The following is a 14479-nucleotide window of genomic DNA, read 5'->3' as shown; positions in this document are numbered from 1 at the left end:
TCCCGCACCCATGTGGCGGAACTAACTCAACTTCGAACATTCAGGGCTTAAATGCGAAGGGGACCCGACCAGTGCGAACTGGCCGGATCCCCTTCTGCTGCTACTGGAACCGAAGCGCGGGCGCTGCGGTCTTAGTGGCTGTGCCCTGCATGGGCGTCCTCGTCCTCGGCCGGCTTGTCGACGACCAGAGTTTCGGTGGTCAGGACCAGCGCGGCAATGGATGCCGCGTTGACCAGCGCCGAACGGGTGACCTTGACCGGGTCGATGACGCCGGCAGCAACCAGGTCCTCGTACTTCCCGGTGGCGGCGTTGAAGCCGTTGTTGACCTCAAGCTCGCCCACCTTGGATACGACGACAAAGCCTTCGTATCCGGCGTTCTCGGCGATCCAGCGCAGCGGCTGGACCAGCGCGCGGCGGACAAGTCCGACGGCGGTGGCTGCGTCGCCTTCGAGAGCCAGAACGTTGGGATCGGTGTCCAGGGCCTGGGCTGCGTGGACCAGTGCGGAACCGCCGCCGGCCACGATGCCCTCTTCCAGGGCAGCACGCGTGGAGGACACTGCGTCCTCGATGCGGTGCTTCTTTTCCTTCATCTCAACTTCGGTGGCTGCGCCGACCTTGATAACGCCAATGCCGCCAGCCAGCTTGGCCAGACGTTCCTGCAGCTTCTCGCGGTCCCAATCGGAATCGGTGCGCTCGATCTCGGCGCGGATCTGCGCGACGCGGTCTGCAACATCGGATTCGGAGCCGGCACCGTCAACGATGGTGGTGGCGTCCTTGGTCACGGTGATGCGGCGTGCCGAACCCAGAACTTCCAGGCCGACCTGGTCCAGCTTCAGACCGAGGTCCGGAGAAACAACCTGGGCGCCGGTCAGGGTAGCAATGTCCTGCAGCATGGCCTTGCGGCGGTCGCCGAAGCCCGGAGCCTTGACGGCAACAACATTCAGGGTGCCGCGGATCTTGTTGACCACGAGGGTGGACAGGGCTTCGCCGTCGATGTCTTCGGCGATGATGAACAGCGGCTTGCCGGCCTGCAGCGCCTTCTCCAGCAGCGGCAGGAATTCCTGCACCGTGGAGATCTTTCCCTGGTTGATCAGGATCATGGCGTCTTCCAGGACAGCTTCCTGGCGTTCAGCGTCGGTGACGAAGTACGGCGACAGGTAGCCCTTGTCGAACTGCATGCCTTCGGTGAGGACGAGTTCGGTCTGCAGACCGGAGGCCTCCTCGATGGTGATGACGCCGTCCTTGCCGACCTGCTCGAAAGCCTTGGCCAGCAGCTCGCCAACCTCGGGGCTCTGGGCCGAGATGGTTGCCACTTCGGCAACCTTGCCCTCGACCTCGCGGGCGTTCTCCAGCAGACGTGCCGAGACTGCCTCGACAGCAACCTCGATGCCGCGCTTGAGGGCGCCGGGGGCTGCGCCTGCGGCTACATTGCGCAGGCCTTCCTTGACCAGGGCCTGGGCCAGGACGGTCGCCGTGGTGGTTCCGTCACCGGCGACGTCATTGGTCTTGGTGGCGACTTCCTTGGCCAGCTGTGCGCCAAGGTTCTCGTAGGCGTCCTCGAGTTCAACCTCGCGGGCGATGGTCACGCCGTCGTTGGTGATGGTGGGTGCGCCCCACTTCTTGTCCAGCACGACGTTGCGTCCGCGCGGGCCCAGGGTCACCTTGACGGTGTTGGCCAGCTTGTCGACGCCGGCTTCCAGAGCTTTGCGGGCGGCATCGTCAAACTTCAACTGCTTTGCCATTTATTAATTCTCCTTATTGGACCAAAAACCCCGGCCAGTTGCCTGGCCGGGGTCATCGGAAAACTACTTGACGACGATCGCCAGCACGTCGCGGGCGGAGAGTACGAGGTACTCCTGGCCGCTGTGCTTGACTTCGGTTCCGCCGTACTTGGAGTAGATAACGACGTCGCCCTCGGCTACATCGACCGGGACGCGGTTTCCGTTGTCGTCAACGCGGCCGGGGCCTACTGCGACAACTTCACCTTCCTGCGGCTTTTCCTTGGCGGTGTCCGGGATAACCAGGCCGGAAGCCGTGGTCTGCTCTGCTTCGAGCGGGCGGACAACAATACGATCCTCAAGAGGCTTAATAGAGACCGACACTCGGCTCTCTCCTTTGCATGAGCTACGAATAGGTTCTTTGGCCAAGGAATTTTCTGCCGTCGTCGCGGTGCCGGCAGGAGGTTCCTTGAGTAATTAGCACCCGCACGGGGAGAGTGCTAATAAGACTCTATGTGCCGGATTAGCACTCGGTCAAGGTGAGTGCCAAAAGCGTCGCAACGCCCCCTTGCGCGAGCCCCGCCATCAGCTCGTGGCACCGCCCCGCTACCGGTTCCAGCGCCAGCCGGAGTGCACCCTGATGGCACCGTCCGCCGTCGCTGTTTGGTGCTGTTGTTGCTTGAGGACATTTTTCTGCAGGAAAGTTGCCTAAGGCTAACCTAACTCGATACGGTTCGAAGGCGCGCAAGAATTAGCCAATCATTTTGTGATCTATTGCGGCGGGTACCGGGAGGTGCCCGAGCACCCGAATTTCCTGGAGCCATTTATGAATAAGTCAGTGAAGTCCCGCCTCCTGGCAGTCTCGGCCGTTGCCTCGCTGCTGGCGCTGAGCGCCTGCGGCCAGGACGTCGGGGCAGCCGACGCCGGTGCCAACGCGGAGACGATTACGGTTGAGCATGCGCAGGGCTCCACCGAGGTTCCGGCCAACCCGGAAACCGTCTACAGCTTTGACCTTGGCGCGCTGGACAGCCTGGATTCCCTCGGCGTAGAGGTTGACGGCGCTCCGACCGCACAGTACCCGGCGTCGCTGGCCAAGTACGGCGAGGATGCCGTCACCAAGATCGGTTCCATGAAGGAACCGGATTTCGAAGTGATCAGCGAAGGCGCTCCGGATCTGATCATCATTTCGGGCCGCACCGCCGGTGCCTACGAGGAACTGAGCAAGATCGCCCCGACCATCGACCTCAGCGTTGATGCCGCCGCACCGGTGGAGAGCTTCAAGGAAGTTTCCACCACGCTCGGCGAGATCTTCGGCAAGGAAGCCGAGGTCGAGAAGCAGCTGGCCGCGATCGATACCAAGATCGAGGAGACCAAGGCCGCCGCTGCCGATGCCGGCACCGGCCTGGTGGTGATGACCAGCGGCGGCGAACTCACCGCCTATGGCGCCGGTTCGCGCTTCGGTATCGTCCACGATGTCCTGCGCGTGGAGACCGCTGCCGACGTGAAGTCCGAAGGCTCCCACGGCGAGGCCATCTCCTTCGAGTACATCGCCGAGAAGAACCCGGCTCATCTCTTCGTGATCGACCGCGATGCGGCCATCGGCGAGGCTGCAGGCCAGGCCGCCGCCGCGGTCCTGGACAACGAACTGGTCGCCGGCACCGACGCCGCCAAGAACGACAACATCACCTACCTGGATTCCGCTTCCTGGTACCTGGTGGGCTACGGCCTGAACAACGTCGACTCCATGGTCGGCGCCGTACAGGCAGCACTGGTCAAGTAGTCAATACCGTTGCGGGCCGGCCCATCCGGCCCGCAACGGAAGACACCTACCATGGCTTCCTCGACGATGACCCGCTCCACCCCGGCAGTCTCCGGCCGGGTAGCTCTGGCACGCCCGCGCGGTTCCGGCGGCCAGTTGGCGGTGGCCGGTGCCGCCGTTATCGCCCTCGCGATTGCCAGCATGTTTGTTGGGGTCAGCGACGTTTCGCTGCCCGCGCTGCTCGCGGGCGACCAGACGGCGTGGGATATTTTCTGGATCAGCCGGGTGCCGCGGACCATCTCCGTCATCCTGGCGGGTATGGCCATGAGCGTTGCGGGCCTGATCATGCAGCTCATGGCGCGCAACAAATTCGTTGAACCCTCCACCGTGGGCACGGTTGAATCCGCGTCGCTGGGCATCCTCGTGGTCACGGTGGCCGTCCCCGGTGCCTCCCTGCTGGCAAAGATGTCCACGGCTACCGTTTTCGCGGCCGCCGGCACCGCGCTCTTCCTGCTGGTGCTGCGCCGGATACCGCTGCGCAACACGCTGCTGGTTCCCTTGGTGGGCATCATGCTGGGCGGCGTGATTGCGGCCATCACCACCTTCTTCGCCTACCGCTACGACCTGCTGCAGACGCTCAACAGCTGGATGATCGGCGACTTCTCCGGCGTGCTGCGCGGCCGCTACGAACTGCTTTGGATCGTCGCCGTGCTGACTTTGGTCGGCTACCTCTGCGCGGACCGCTTCACCATGGCCGGCATGGGCCAGGAGTTTTCCACCAACCTCGGGCTGAACTACAACCGCGTGATGACCCTCGGCCTGATCATTGTCTCGCTGATCAGCGCCGTCGTCGTCGTCAATATCGGGTCGATTCCGTTCCTCGGGCTGATCGTGCCGAACCTGGTGTCCATTATTTTTGGCGACAATGTCCGCCGGGCCGTACCCTGGGTGGCCGTTTTCGGCGCGGGGTTTGTCCTGGTCTGCGACATCATCGGCCGGACCATCCGCTTCCCCTACGAAATCCCCGTCGGCGTCATCGTCTCGGCGATCGGCAGCGCCATGTTCCTGTACCTGCTCCTTCGAAAGCGTGAACGCCGTGGTTAGCACCGGCCTCCCCACGGCTCTGACCCAGCATCAGCGCCGGCCCATCAAGGGCGTCTCCCCGAAGACGTGGATCATCGCCCTGTCGGTGCTGGCCGCGGCCCTGGTGGCGGCCTTCATGCTGATCGACCTGCGCGGCAACATCGGCTACATCCTCCCCCGCCGGGCGATCAAAGTGGGCTCGATGATCCTGGTGGCCTACGCCGTTGGGGTCTCCACCGTGCTGTTCCAGACCGTCACCTCCAACCGGATCCTCACGCCGTCGATCATGGGTTTTGATGCCCTCTACATGCTAATCCAGACCGGGCTGACGTTCGCCATCGGCGGCCAGGCGCTGCTGACCATGGGCGCCCCGGCGCGCTTTGTCATCGAAGTGGCCCTCATGGTGGCGTTCTCCTTCCTGCTCTACCGCTGGCTGTTCACCGGCGGGGGCAAGAGCCTGCACCTGATGCTGCTGGTGGGCATTGTCTTCGGCACCATGTTCCGCGGCATCTCCTCCCTGCTGCAGCGGCTGATCGATCCCAGCGAGTTCATCATCCTGCAGGACCTCTTCTTCGCCAGCTTCAACAACGTGGACGGGCTGCTGCTGCTCGTTTCCGCGCTGGCCGTCGCCGCAGTCAGCACGCTGGCCTGGCGCATGCGCCACCAGCTGGACGTGCTCTCGCTGGGCCGCGAAACCGCGATCAACCTCGGCGTGGACCACAAGCGGTCCGTCATCTCGGTCTTGATCATCTGCTCGGTCCTGGTGGCCGTGTCCACCGCGTTGGTCGGCCCGATCACGTTCTTCGGGCTGCTGGTGGCCAGCCTGGCCTACCAGCTGTGCTCACACTTCCGGCACACCTCAGTGCTGGCCATCGCCGTCCTGCTCGGCATCATCGCCCTGGTGGGCGGCCAGCTGGTGCTGGAGCAGGTCTTCGCCTTCGACACGGCGCTGAGCATCGTCATTGAATTTGTGGGCGGCATCGTCTTCATCGCCCTGCTGCTGAAAGGCAAAGTCAAATGATCCACGTCTCCGGCGTCTCCAAGCGCTACGGCACCCAGACCGTCGTCGACGACGTCAGCTGCTACATCAAGGACGGCGGCATCACCTCGATCATCGGCCCCAACGGCGCCGGGAAATCCACGCTGCTGTCCATGATCAGCCGGCTGCTGGACATGGACGCCGGCTCCGTCACCATCGATGGTCTCGACGTCAACGACACCCCTGGCCGGGAACTCGCGCGGAAAATGGCCATCCTGCGGCAGGACAACCAGCTCACGGTCCGGCTGACGGTGCGCGATCTGGTGGGTTTCGGACGCTTCCCGCACCATGGCGGGCGGCCCCGTATGGAGGACAAGGCGTACATTGACCAGGCACTGGAGTACCTGGATCTGGGCGCCCTGGCGGACAAGTTCGTGGACGAACTCTCCGGCGGCCAGCGCCAGCGCGCGTTCATTGCCATGGTGCTCGCGCAGGACACCGACTACCTGCTGCTCGATGAGCCGCTGAACAACCTGGACATGAAGCACGCGGTGGAGATGATGCGCCTGCTCCGGCGTTTGACGGACGAGCTAGGCAAGACGGTGGTCCTGGTCATCCACGACATCAACTTCGCCTCATGCTATTCGGACAACATTGTGGCCATGCGCGATGGCCAGCTGGTGCATCAGGGCGCGCCCGCGCAGATCATGCAGCCGGAGGTGCTGCGCGATGTCTACGAGATCGACATCCGTATCGAGGAGATCGAGGGCAACCGGATCGGCGTCTATTTCGCCTAAGTCACCCTGTGCTAAGGACAGCCGCCCGCCGTCGTTATTTCAGGCTTTGAGCACTGACAGGACGTTTCCCGCCGGGTCCGTGAACCAGGCGATGTCCGGACCGTTGCCGCGCATGATCCCCTTGGCGTCCGTGGGAAGATCCGGGCTGGCATAGATATCCGTCTTCACCCCGGCCCGGTTGAGCTCGTCCACGGCGGCTTCGACATCGTCCACGACGAAGTTCAGGACGGTGAAGGAAGCAGGCTCGTGATTCTCTTTGGGGTAGATCATGACGGTGGCTCCGCCCGGTATCGTCACCTCCACCGTGCCCATGTCCCCGTCCTGGACAGAAAGGCCGAGGGTCTGGCCATAGAAATTTTTCGCTGCAGCTGTGTCATTGACGCTGAAGCTGCTGACCGCTTGCTTGGCAGTGAACACGGTGTTCTCCCTTGAGGACGGATAACTGGACATTACCCAGCTTGGCACCGCGGCGGCGGGTTTGCCATACCACGGGCGGCGCGTTTCTGCCCGGCGCCTTTCGGCCACGTGGTGCCCCTCGATCTTCTCTCTGAAGGCTCCTACCATGGAACAAGGAGACGCCGCGGGCTGTCTCCCCTTGACACGGAGGACAGCATGGTCAGGTTGGAATCGGCCACTGCGGATGCTGCCACGGCCAGGGCCATAGCTGATTCCCGCCTGCGCCCGCTCCCGCCCCAACTGCTCGAAGAACTGCTGACCGGCAGCTCGCTGGCAACGGTGAGTGCCGGGGCGGTAATCCATCATGCCGGCGATACCACCGCACACTTCGAGCTCGTGGTCGCCGGGCTGGCAAAGATCTTCGTGACTGCCCCCGATGGCAAAACGGCCACGGTCCGGTACTGCCGGAGCGGATCGCTGATCGGTGTGGTCTCGTTGTTCAGCGACGACTTCAGCATGCCGGCAACGGGGCTTGCGCTCACGGACATGAAACTGCTGCAGTTCTCCCCGGCAATGGTCCGACAAGCGACGGCGCGCGACAGCCGCGTGGCCGTGGCCCTCATCCGTGAGCTCAACGACCGGGTGCTTCATTTCATCGCGGAAACTCCGGGAGCTGCCTTCACCTCCGTCCGCCAGCGGGTGGCACGGCACCTGCTGGATCTTGCCGGTCCCGGCGGTCCGTCCGGCCGGCTGTCCCCTTCCCCGCACGAAACCGGAAACCTTGGAGCGGGAAACCGCCAGTTCGCCGTGACGACCAGCCAGCGGGAGCTTGCCGAGGCCGTAGGATCCGCCCGGGAAGTTGTCGTACGGATTCTCCGCGAACTTCGTGAAAGCGGGACAGTCCGTACTGAACGGGACCGAATCGTGATTCTCGAACCGGAAAGGCTCATCGAACTGAGCAAATGGAACCCAGGTTACTGACATGCGGACAGAAGAAGCGCACCATCAAAGCATGACGACAACAACAGGTCCGGTGCACGCAGCGGAACCCACGGCCAGCAGCACGCCACGGCCGCACGTTGCGGAACCCACCACCGGCGATTTCAGCCGGGATGAGGTGCTGCTGGCCTCCCGCAACCACGCAATGCCGTTGGAACTGCTGCACTGGGACCGGACGCCGGCAGGCATGCACTTTCTGGTCATGCACTGGGATGTTCCGATGGTCGATCCGGTGGCCTGGCGCCTGAAAATCGGTGGAGCGGTCGCCGAGCCAGTAGAGTTCTCGCTGGCTGATCTGCGTGCCCGGGACAGGATGTCCTTGGGGGTCACCATTGAATGCGCAGGCAACGGCCGGAGCTTGTTGCAACCGCGCCCGGTATCACAGCCTTGGGTCCATGGGGGTGTTAGCACGGCTGAGTGGACGGGCACCCCGCTCGTAGGCCTGATGGACGAAGCCGGGCTGCGGCCGGACGCTGTGGAGCTGGTTTTCAGCGGACTGGACCGCGGATTTCAGGGCGGAGCGGCGCACGCGTATGAACGCAGTCTGCCCGTACGCACCGCCGTCTCCGGTGATGTCCTGCTCGCCTACGAAATGAACGGCCAGCCGCTCCCGCCGCAGCACGGCTTTCCCCTTCGTCTGGTCGTTCCCTGCTGGTACGGCATGGCGAGCGTGAAGTGGCTGCACCGCATCGACGCCGTCACCCAGGCTTTCGAGGGGTTCCAGCAGCGTTTTGCCTACCGTTTGCAGCAGGACGCCGATGATCCGGGCGAACCGGTCACGCGGATACGTGTCCGCTCGCTCATGGCTCCCCCGGGCATTCCCGATTTTATGTCCCGCCGGCCCATTGTTCCCGCCGGCGCGACCAAACTCGTGGGCCGGGCCTGGTCCGGCTACGGCCTCATCAAGTCTGTCCAGGTGGGCGTCGATGGGCGGTGGCTACCGGCGCAGCTGGACGAGCAGGATGGCAGGCACGCCTGGCGGGGCTGGTCCTGCTTCTGGCAGGCCGAAGAGGGCGATCACGAATTGATCTGCCGTGCCGAAGACGACGCAGGGAACATCCAGCCGCTGGAACCGGAGTGGAACTACCAGGGCATGGCCAACAACGCGGTCCAGCGGTTGCAGGTCACCGTGCTGCCATCGATTTCCGACGGAACGGCATTGCCTTAGCCTTCTTTCACACGACGGAAAAACCGGGTGGCAGAGTCGTCCGGCCGGTCAATGCCAGCAACAACAGGCTGCCCTCGCCACGCGCGGCGGCAATTTCCACCGCCACCTTCATCGCCGCCTTCTCCACGTCAGAAGACAACGACGCCGGAACGCCGCAGGCGGCAGCCAGATCCAGGCTGTGTACCGCCAGCTCGAAAATCCTGGTTGGGAGGTAGTCGCTTAGCCGCATCCCGCCTGCTATCGTCTCGATGACGCGGTCCGAGACTAGCGGCACCACATTCCCAGCTGCGCCAGCAGCCGGTCCACGGTCTCAAGGGGCTTCGCTCCCAGATCCTCCCCGGCCGCCACCGCCCTGGCGGTAATGTCAGGCGACGAGGTGAAGTCCAGCCCGGAGTAGTATTCGGCGGTGGATCCGACGTCAATATTTTGAGCCGGCCGCTCCAGATAGGTCAGGACCGTAATCAGCGCACGGCTGGTATGTCCGGCCAGCGTCCGCACGTTCCAGTCGCCCAGCCCCGGCTCGTCCCAGGCACTGTCCGGGATCCCGGCGAGCACCTCGCGAAAGTGCCGTGCCGCCTCTAGGTATGTTGCCGCTCCCTGAATCATGGCCTCATCATGCCACCGTGAGGGAGCCTCCGGACATCCGGAGACTGGAATCCTACGCTCCCATGCCGTTCAGCGTCTGCTGGGGAGCAGTCACTGCCTGGTGGATGAAACGGACCAAGGTATTCCAAACGACGGCGGACGGCTCAGGTTCCAGCGTGACGTCGCCGGCCTTGGTTCCTACTCGGTAATGCCCGGCGGATCCGGCGTTCAACCAGCTGTGGCCGGACTGCGACCCGGAACGCCGGATATTCCACGCGGTCCAGGGTTGGTGCCACATTCGAAACCAGGCTCCATCGGCATCGGCCGGGGCAGGTTCCGCTGCCGAGGCAAGTCGGGCATAAAACTGCTTCGGCTGCAGGGAGCGCAGATCGCCGTGCGTTGTCCAGGCGGGCCCGATTGAACACCACGAGGCTATGGCCATCGGCAGCTGCGCAACCGTGACGAGATCAAGCGCCAGCTGGTTGGGACCGATGCCCACAGTCTCCGCGGTGAACGGAGAGGGGCCGGCCGCTAGTATCGCCAGTCCGCCTCCTGCCCAGATCTGCATGCCCGTATTCATCTCTTCTCGCTGGGCCGCAATGGATAGACCGAATTCGAACTCACGCCAGGGCGTTGCAAACGCCTTTCCCGAGGAAGTCAGCTGCCCCTTCTCGTCGGCGTAACCAGAAGCGGACAGCTCGGCGATCTCGTACTTCTTACCGCCCCGCTGGAACCGGCCGACAGCCCCACTATCCGCAATGGATTCGAACAGCTGAACCGTGCTGGTGCCCAGAACAGGCCCCTTGGAACGGTACGGCTGGGCAGAAGCGACGCGGGACAGATCTTCGAGTTGGGAACCCGACCGTGCTGATGCGAAAGCATCAAGACGAGGCTCGCGGGGAGCAATACTGTCCAGGGTCTCCACTACGCTGCCACTCCTTCGCGATCGGTTCCCCGAAATTCGAGACCACCGATCATGTGGTCGAACAATGGCTCCATGCCAACCAGTTGCTCGACGGTGTAGCTCGCGGTCAGCTCCACGGCGTCACCAGCCACCAGCCAAAGCCACCGGTCCACACAGATTGTCTGGTCGTTGGCCTGGTACACGAACTTCTGCTTGCGCCCGCGCAGGTCTTGTTTGAGCGCCTCCTCATTGGCGATGACATGGACGTCGTCCCAAAGCTTCATCGTCGAGGCCAAGGCGGCAGTGGCCATCCTGGTCAATGTCACTGCGTTTGCAGGTTCAACCCGCGCCACCAGATTCGGCCGGAAAACACCGTGGGGAACCGGCGGATGTGCCAGCACCAGAGCAGCCTGCGGTTCCTGAAGCCGCTCCCAATTGCTCAGACGCGGCATTGAAAACCTGTCAATGCTTTCCCAGACCCACTCGCTTCCACCACTCATGGCTGTTCCTCACGTTTCAGGGACGTGCCGCCATCGTCGGACGGACGCAGATACTTCAGGGAATATGCATCCTCACCGCGTTTGCTCCTGTCATCCAGCTCCTTGATCCAGGTTGGTTGCATGAACCGAGGCATCCAGAAACAGCCCACGAGCCCAATGACCAGGCAGGCGGTGTTGAGCAGGGACAAGATTCCGGGAAGGACCGGAATGTCCCAGGACAGCCACCAATCACCGAACGGCAACGTCGCCATCCAGGCACCGATGTATGTTGCTGCCAGACCGCCTTGCCCCGGCAGGAAGCCGTCCACCACCAACAGCACCGGCCACTTATTGGTGTACATCCCGAGACCGCACACCAGTAGGAAAAGCCCGAGCGGCAATAAGAACAGAAGTAGCGCAGGTGAAAACACAGGTGCCTAACTATTTTTGAAGGAGAGGGGCGAGGAGTCCGGTACTTCCACCGTACCGTTCCGGAGAGTGACCAGATTAGCCGAAAACGGCATTCCAACCGTCGGAAACCAGGTCTTTGGCACCGTCGTAGAGTTCCACGGCTCCGTCCGCTGCCTGATCCTTGATGCTCTTTCCACCCAGCCAATCCGGAAGTTCGACATCTGACGCGTAGGAGACGAACATTCCGACGCCGAATCCCACAACGGTTCCGACCGGACCGCCAATCGCCGTTCCCACGGCCGCTCCTGCCAACCCGGCTCCAAGATCCACAGTTGTCTTTGCTGCGGTCTTGACCGTACCAACCTCGTTAGCCCGGAACTCACGATCGCTCTCCGACATCGAGGGATTTTCCTGCAGCAGGTTGTTGTATTCCTTCGCTCGCTCATCCGCAAAAGTCACGCCGGCCATGACGACGCCAAGAGCCAGTCCACCTGCCTTGATCCCTTTAAGCTCGTTCGGCAACTGGCTGAACCTTGGTCGTTCAGAAGCGGAAAGATCAGGCTTCCAATTGCTCCGGTCCGCATCAACTTTCTTGCTGTACCAGTCGAAACGATCGTAGAACTTCTTGTTGACTTCCGGACGCCAATCCATTTTGGTTCCATAGGTCGTCCGCCAGTACCGCTCCTGCTTGGTGCGCCCGTAGTCCGGATGCTCCGGATCATGAACACTGATTTCACGCCCATCGATGCGCAGGAATCTGTTGCCCGCTCTTTCCGCTGCGTTCAACGTGTCCGGGTCGATTGGGGTGAAGCGGTAGTCCTGCCACGGAACCGGCACCGTCCGGTAAGCCTCTACCTCAACCGATTTGAAGGTGTACAGACTGCCGTAGTTGCCCGTGGCTGCCGGAATCAGCGCGAAATTCGGCCCGGCCAGAGCGCCCATGTCGGACCTCGGGCCGCCGTTGATGGCCATAATGGCAGAGACACAGGCTGTCTCAAGTTCCTGATACCGGTAAACCAGGTCCTGGATCCGAAAGTCCAACTGCGCCTCGGCCAACGGCAGAACCTCCGAGTCAGGGTCCGACGGATCCACGCGGGGCGGGTCGTTCCGGAACTCCTGGACATCCAACAACAGTGCTCGTCGGGTCTCCAACAGCCTTTCCACGCCGGAAGAAAAGGTTTCCAATGCCTTCTTGGCGTCCTCGGCGGCTGTCTTGACCGCCTCCCCGTGCGGAGTGATGTTCCGGAATACCGTCAGGACATCATTTTGTTCGGGTGCTTCGTAATGGCGCTCCAGGAACGACCACGTTGTGGCAACACTTCCCACAGCGGTGTCGACAGCCGCCCCTTGTTTCGCGATGGCTCCGGCTGCCGCGTTAATAGCGGACGGGGCAGGCCAGTCCTGCAATGGGCTCGCATCCAGTGCCATGCTACTTTTTCGCGTCCTCGACGCTAATGTCCGGCAAATCCGTGACCCGTTTCCGACTGTTCTCTGCCATGGCCTCATCACCGATAACGTAGGCGTTGACGGCTCCCCGCACACCGCCTGCCGCGTTCTCGATCCGTGTGGTGGCGGCCTCGCATTGAACGGCCAGCACGTTATTCCAAAGATCGATCAGGGCACTGCCGATCTGGCGGCTCTTGCAGGCCTCGACGGCGTTATCGACCTCGTCGCTGAGGTTGGACCTCTTGGTTGCAATGTCCTCCGCCTCGATCTCGACGTTGGTCAGGATGCCCTGGCACGCTGCCGTGTTGATGTCGTATCCATTCAATGCCATGAAATCTCCCCGTCGGTGCTTCTCCCGCTGATAGACGTTAGCGGACCTGTTGTCTTGCCGCGATGGGGAGAACTACCCGTGTCCGACCGACGGCACGCGCTGGTCTAGGCTTGAAAGCATGGCATCCGAGAACTCCGCCGAGAATATTGCTCCCATCCTCACGCCGGAAGGCTGGGAGTTGCTGAACTCCCTGGAGCCGTATTCGGAAGCGGACAGCCTCAAGACCAGCACGGCGCTGCGCAAGGCCGGCCACTCCCCGGAACTGGTCGCGGCCGCGCTGACCCAGTCCAAACTGCGGGCCAAGGCCGCCACCAAGTTCGGCCCTTTCGCCGAGCAGATGCTGTTCACCAAGGCGGGCCTGGAACAGGCAACCCGGCTCAACATCGCGGCGCTGCATGCCCAGCGGTTCGTCCAGGCCGGCGTCGAGCACGTCGCGGACCTTGGCTGCGGGATCGGCGCGGACGCGCTCGCGCTGGCCACGCTGGAACGGAAGGTCACCGCCGTCGAACGTGATGAAACCACCGCCGCGGTGGCCACCATTAACCTCATGCCCTGGCCCAATGCCACCGTCGTTAACGCCGATGCGGAGCAGGTGGACCTGAACGGCGTCGACGGCGTCTGGCTGGATCCTGCAAGACGAACGACGACGACGTCCGGCACCACGCGCTTGTTCGATCCCGAAGCCTTCTCACCGCCGCTGTCCTTCGTCGAAAAACTGGCTGACCAGGGCCTTCCGGTCGGCGTCAAGATGGGCCCTGGCATTCCGCATGACGCACTGCCGGCGGACTGCGAGGCCCAGTGGGTTTCGGTGGACGGCGACGTGACGGAGGCGACCTTGTGGTTCAATAGCCTGGCCCGCCCGGGTGTCCGGCGGGCCGCCCTGGTCATCTCAAACGGCGGTTCGGCTGAGCTCACCAGTGACATCGGCTACGTGCCCGCGGAGCAGGATGTGTCGGTTGGACCGGCCGAGGGCTACCTGTATGAACCGGACGGCGCCGTGATCCGGGCGGGGCTGGTGGCTGACGTGGCACGGCAGCTCGGCGGGCATCTGCTCGATGAGCACATCGCCTACTTCTGCGCGCCGGACCTGCTGGAGACTCCGTTCGCCCGTGCCTACAAGGTGCTGGAGGTCCGCCCGTACAACGTCAAGAAGCTCAAGGCGTGGGTGAAGGCCAGCAGAATCGGCACCTTGGAAATCAAGAAGCGCGGCACCTCGGTCACGCCGGAAGAACTGCGCAAGACCCTGCTCACGGGTTCCGGCAAGGGACCAAACAAGGCCACGCTGGTACTGACCCGCATGGGCGAGGAGCGCGTGGCCATTGTCGTCGAGCCCATCCCGCCTGCCGGCCACCGCAGCCGAAGCCGCAGCGCCCGGCCGTAAACTCCGAGTTTCGCCTTGCGCCCGGCCGTAACCTGCGGCCAGT

General features: G+C 63.1%; 17 protein-coding genes. 7 read left to right on the top strand and 10 right to left on the bottom strand.

Annotated elements, in window-relative coordinates:
- Positions 1 to 131: 131 nt before the first annotated feature.
- Both groL and groES read right to left on the bottom strand, forming a co-directional pair.
- The gene (groL, locus tag AC5RWO_RS09785; protein WP_498731193.1) at positions 132 to 1742 is read right to left on the bottom strand and encodes a chaperonin GroEL; all 1611 of its coding nucleotides are present in this window, start codon (positions 1740 to 1742) and stop codon (positions 132 to 134) included.
- A 63-nt stretch (positions 1743 to 1805) separates the two neighbouring features.
- The gene (gene groES, locus AC5RWO_RS09780) at positions 1806 to 2102 is read right to left on the bottom strand and encodes a co-chaperone GroES (RefSeq protein WP_074701392.1); all 297 of its coding nucleotides are present in this window, start codon (positions 2100 to 2102) and stop codon (positions 1806 to 1808) included.
- A 442-nt stretch (positions 2103 to 2544) separates the two neighbouring features.
- On the opposite strand from groES, the gene AC5RWO_RS09775 reads away from it, so the two are divergent.
- From AC5RWO_RS09775 to AC5RWO_RS09760, 4 genes are read left to right on the top strand one after another with little or no spacing between them, the layout of a single operon-like run.
- Positions 2545 to 3498, top strand: a complete 954-nt coding sequence (locus tag AC5RWO_RS09775; protein WP_498731192.1) for a siderophore ABC transporter substrate-binding protein — start codon at positions 2545 to 2547, stop codon at positions 3496 to 3498.
- Between the two features lie 51 nt (positions 3499 to 3549).
- The gene (locus AC5RWO_RS09770; protein WP_498731191.1) at positions 3550 to 4581 is read left to right on the top strand and encodes an ABC transporter permease; all 1032 of its coding nucleotides are present in this window, start codon (positions 3550 to 3552) and stop codon (positions 4579 to 4581) included.
- Entirely contained in the window at positions 4565 to 5581 is a 1017-nt protein-coding gene (locus AC5RWO_RS09765; RefSeq protein ID WP_498731190.1) for an iron chelate uptake ABC transporter family permease subunit, read from the top strand. Before AC5RWO_RS09770 ends, AC5RWO_RS09765 begins: the two co-directional genes overlap by 17 nt.
- Entirely contained in the window at positions 5578 to 6336 is a 759-nt protein-coding gene (locus AC5RWO_RS09760) for an iron ABC transporter ATP-binding protein (RefSeq protein ID WP_498731189.1), read from the top strand. Before AC5RWO_RS09765 ends, AC5RWO_RS09760 begins: the two co-directional genes overlap by 4 nt.
- A gap of 39 nt (positions 6337 to 6375) precedes the next feature.
- Here the strand turns inward: AC5RWO_RS09760 and AC5RWO_RS09755 are convergent, their stop codons facing one another.
- Positions 6376 to 6753 carry a VOC family protein gene (locus AC5RWO_RS09755; RefSeq protein ID WP_498731188.1) on the bottom strand — a complete coding sequence of 126 codons (378 nt, stop codon included), beginning with the start codon at positions 6751 to 6753 and terminating at the stop codon, positions 6376 to 6378.
- A 195-nt stretch (positions 6754 to 6948) separates the two neighbouring features.
- Between AC5RWO_RS09755 and AC5RWO_RS09750 the strand changes: the two genes are divergently transcribed.
- Positions 6949 to 7713 (top strand): Crp/Fnr family transcriptional regulator, encoded by a 765-nt coding sequence (locus AC5RWO_RS09750; protein ID WP_498731187.1) that lies wholly within the window; start codon positions 6949 to 6951, stop codon positions 7711 to 7713.
- A gap of 31 nt (positions 7714 to 7744) precedes the next feature.
- Complete coding sequence (locus AC5RWO_RS09745) at positions 7745 to 8899, top strand: sulfite oxidase (protein ID WP_498731186.1); 1155 nt, start codon at positions 7745 to 7747, stop codon at positions 8897 to 8899.
- A 7-nt stretch (positions 8900 to 8906) separates the two neighbouring features.
- Here AC5RWO_RS09745 and AC5RWO_RS09740 read toward each other — a convergent pair whose 3' ends face one another.
- The 7 genes from AC5RWO_RS09740 to AC5RWO_RS09710 form a co-directional block, all read right to left on the bottom strand.
- Complete coding sequence (locus AC5RWO_RS09740; protein ID WP_498731185.1) at positions 8907 to 9128, bottom strand: hypothetical protein; 222 nt, start codon at positions 9126 to 9128, stop codon at positions 8907 to 8909.
- 35 nt (positions 9129 to 9163) lie between these two features.
- Positions 9164 to 9505, bottom strand: a complete 342-nt coding sequence (locus tag AC5RWO_RS09735; RefSeq protein WP_498731184.1) for a maleylpyruvate isomerase N-terminal domain-containing protein — start codon at positions 9503 to 9505, stop codon at positions 9164 to 9166.
- 52 nt (positions 9506 to 9557) lie between these two features.
- Positions 9558 to 10409, bottom strand: a complete 852-nt coding sequence (locus AC5RWO_RS09730; protein ID WP_498731183.1) for a hypothetical protein — start codon at positions 10407 to 10409, stop codon at positions 9558 to 9560.
- Positions 10409 to 10888: a hypothetical protein gene (locus AC5RWO_RS09725; protein ID WP_498731182.1), complete on the bottom strand. Its 480-nt coding sequence runs from the start codon at positions 10886 to 10888 to the stop codon at positions 10409 to 10411. The genes AC5RWO_RS09730 and AC5RWO_RS09725 overlap by 1 nt, the downstream gene beginning before the upstream one ends.
- Positions 10885 to 11298 carry a hypothetical protein gene (locus AC5RWO_RS09720; RefSeq protein WP_498731181.1) on the bottom strand — a complete coding sequence of 138 codons (414 nt, stop codon included), beginning with the start codon at positions 11296 to 11298 and terminating at the stop codon, positions 10885 to 10887. Before AC5RWO_RS09720 ends, AC5RWO_RS09725 begins: the two co-directional genes overlap by 4 nt.
- Before the next feature lie 76 nt (positions 11299 to 11374).
- A complete protein-coding gene (locus tag AC5RWO_RS09715; RefSeq protein WP_498731180.1) occupies positions 11375 to 12706 on the bottom strand; it encodes a hypothetical protein in 1332 nt (443 codons plus the stop codon).
- A 1-nt stretch (position 12707) separates the two neighbouring features.
- Positions 12708 to 13055 (bottom strand): DUF6507 family protein, encoded by a 348-nt coding sequence (locus tag AC5RWO_RS09710; protein ID WP_498731179.1) that lies wholly within the window; start codon positions 13053 to 13055, stop codon positions 12708 to 12710.
- A gap of 118 nt (positions 13056 to 13173) precedes the next feature.
- Between AC5RWO_RS09710 and AC5RWO_RS09705 the strand changes: the two genes are divergently transcribed.
- Positions 13174 to 14436, top strand: coding sequence for a THUMP-like domain-containing protein (locus AC5RWO_RS09705; RefSeq protein ID WP_498731178.1), 1263 nt, complete (start codon positions 13174 to 13176; stop codon positions 14434 to 14436).
- Positions 14437 to 14479 lie beyond the last annotated feature (43 nt).

Source organism: Arthrobacter sp. B055-34 (assembly GCF_059090425.1).
Note: the sequence above shows the minus strand (reverse complement) of the source record. Positions and strands in the feature narration are given on the sequence as shown.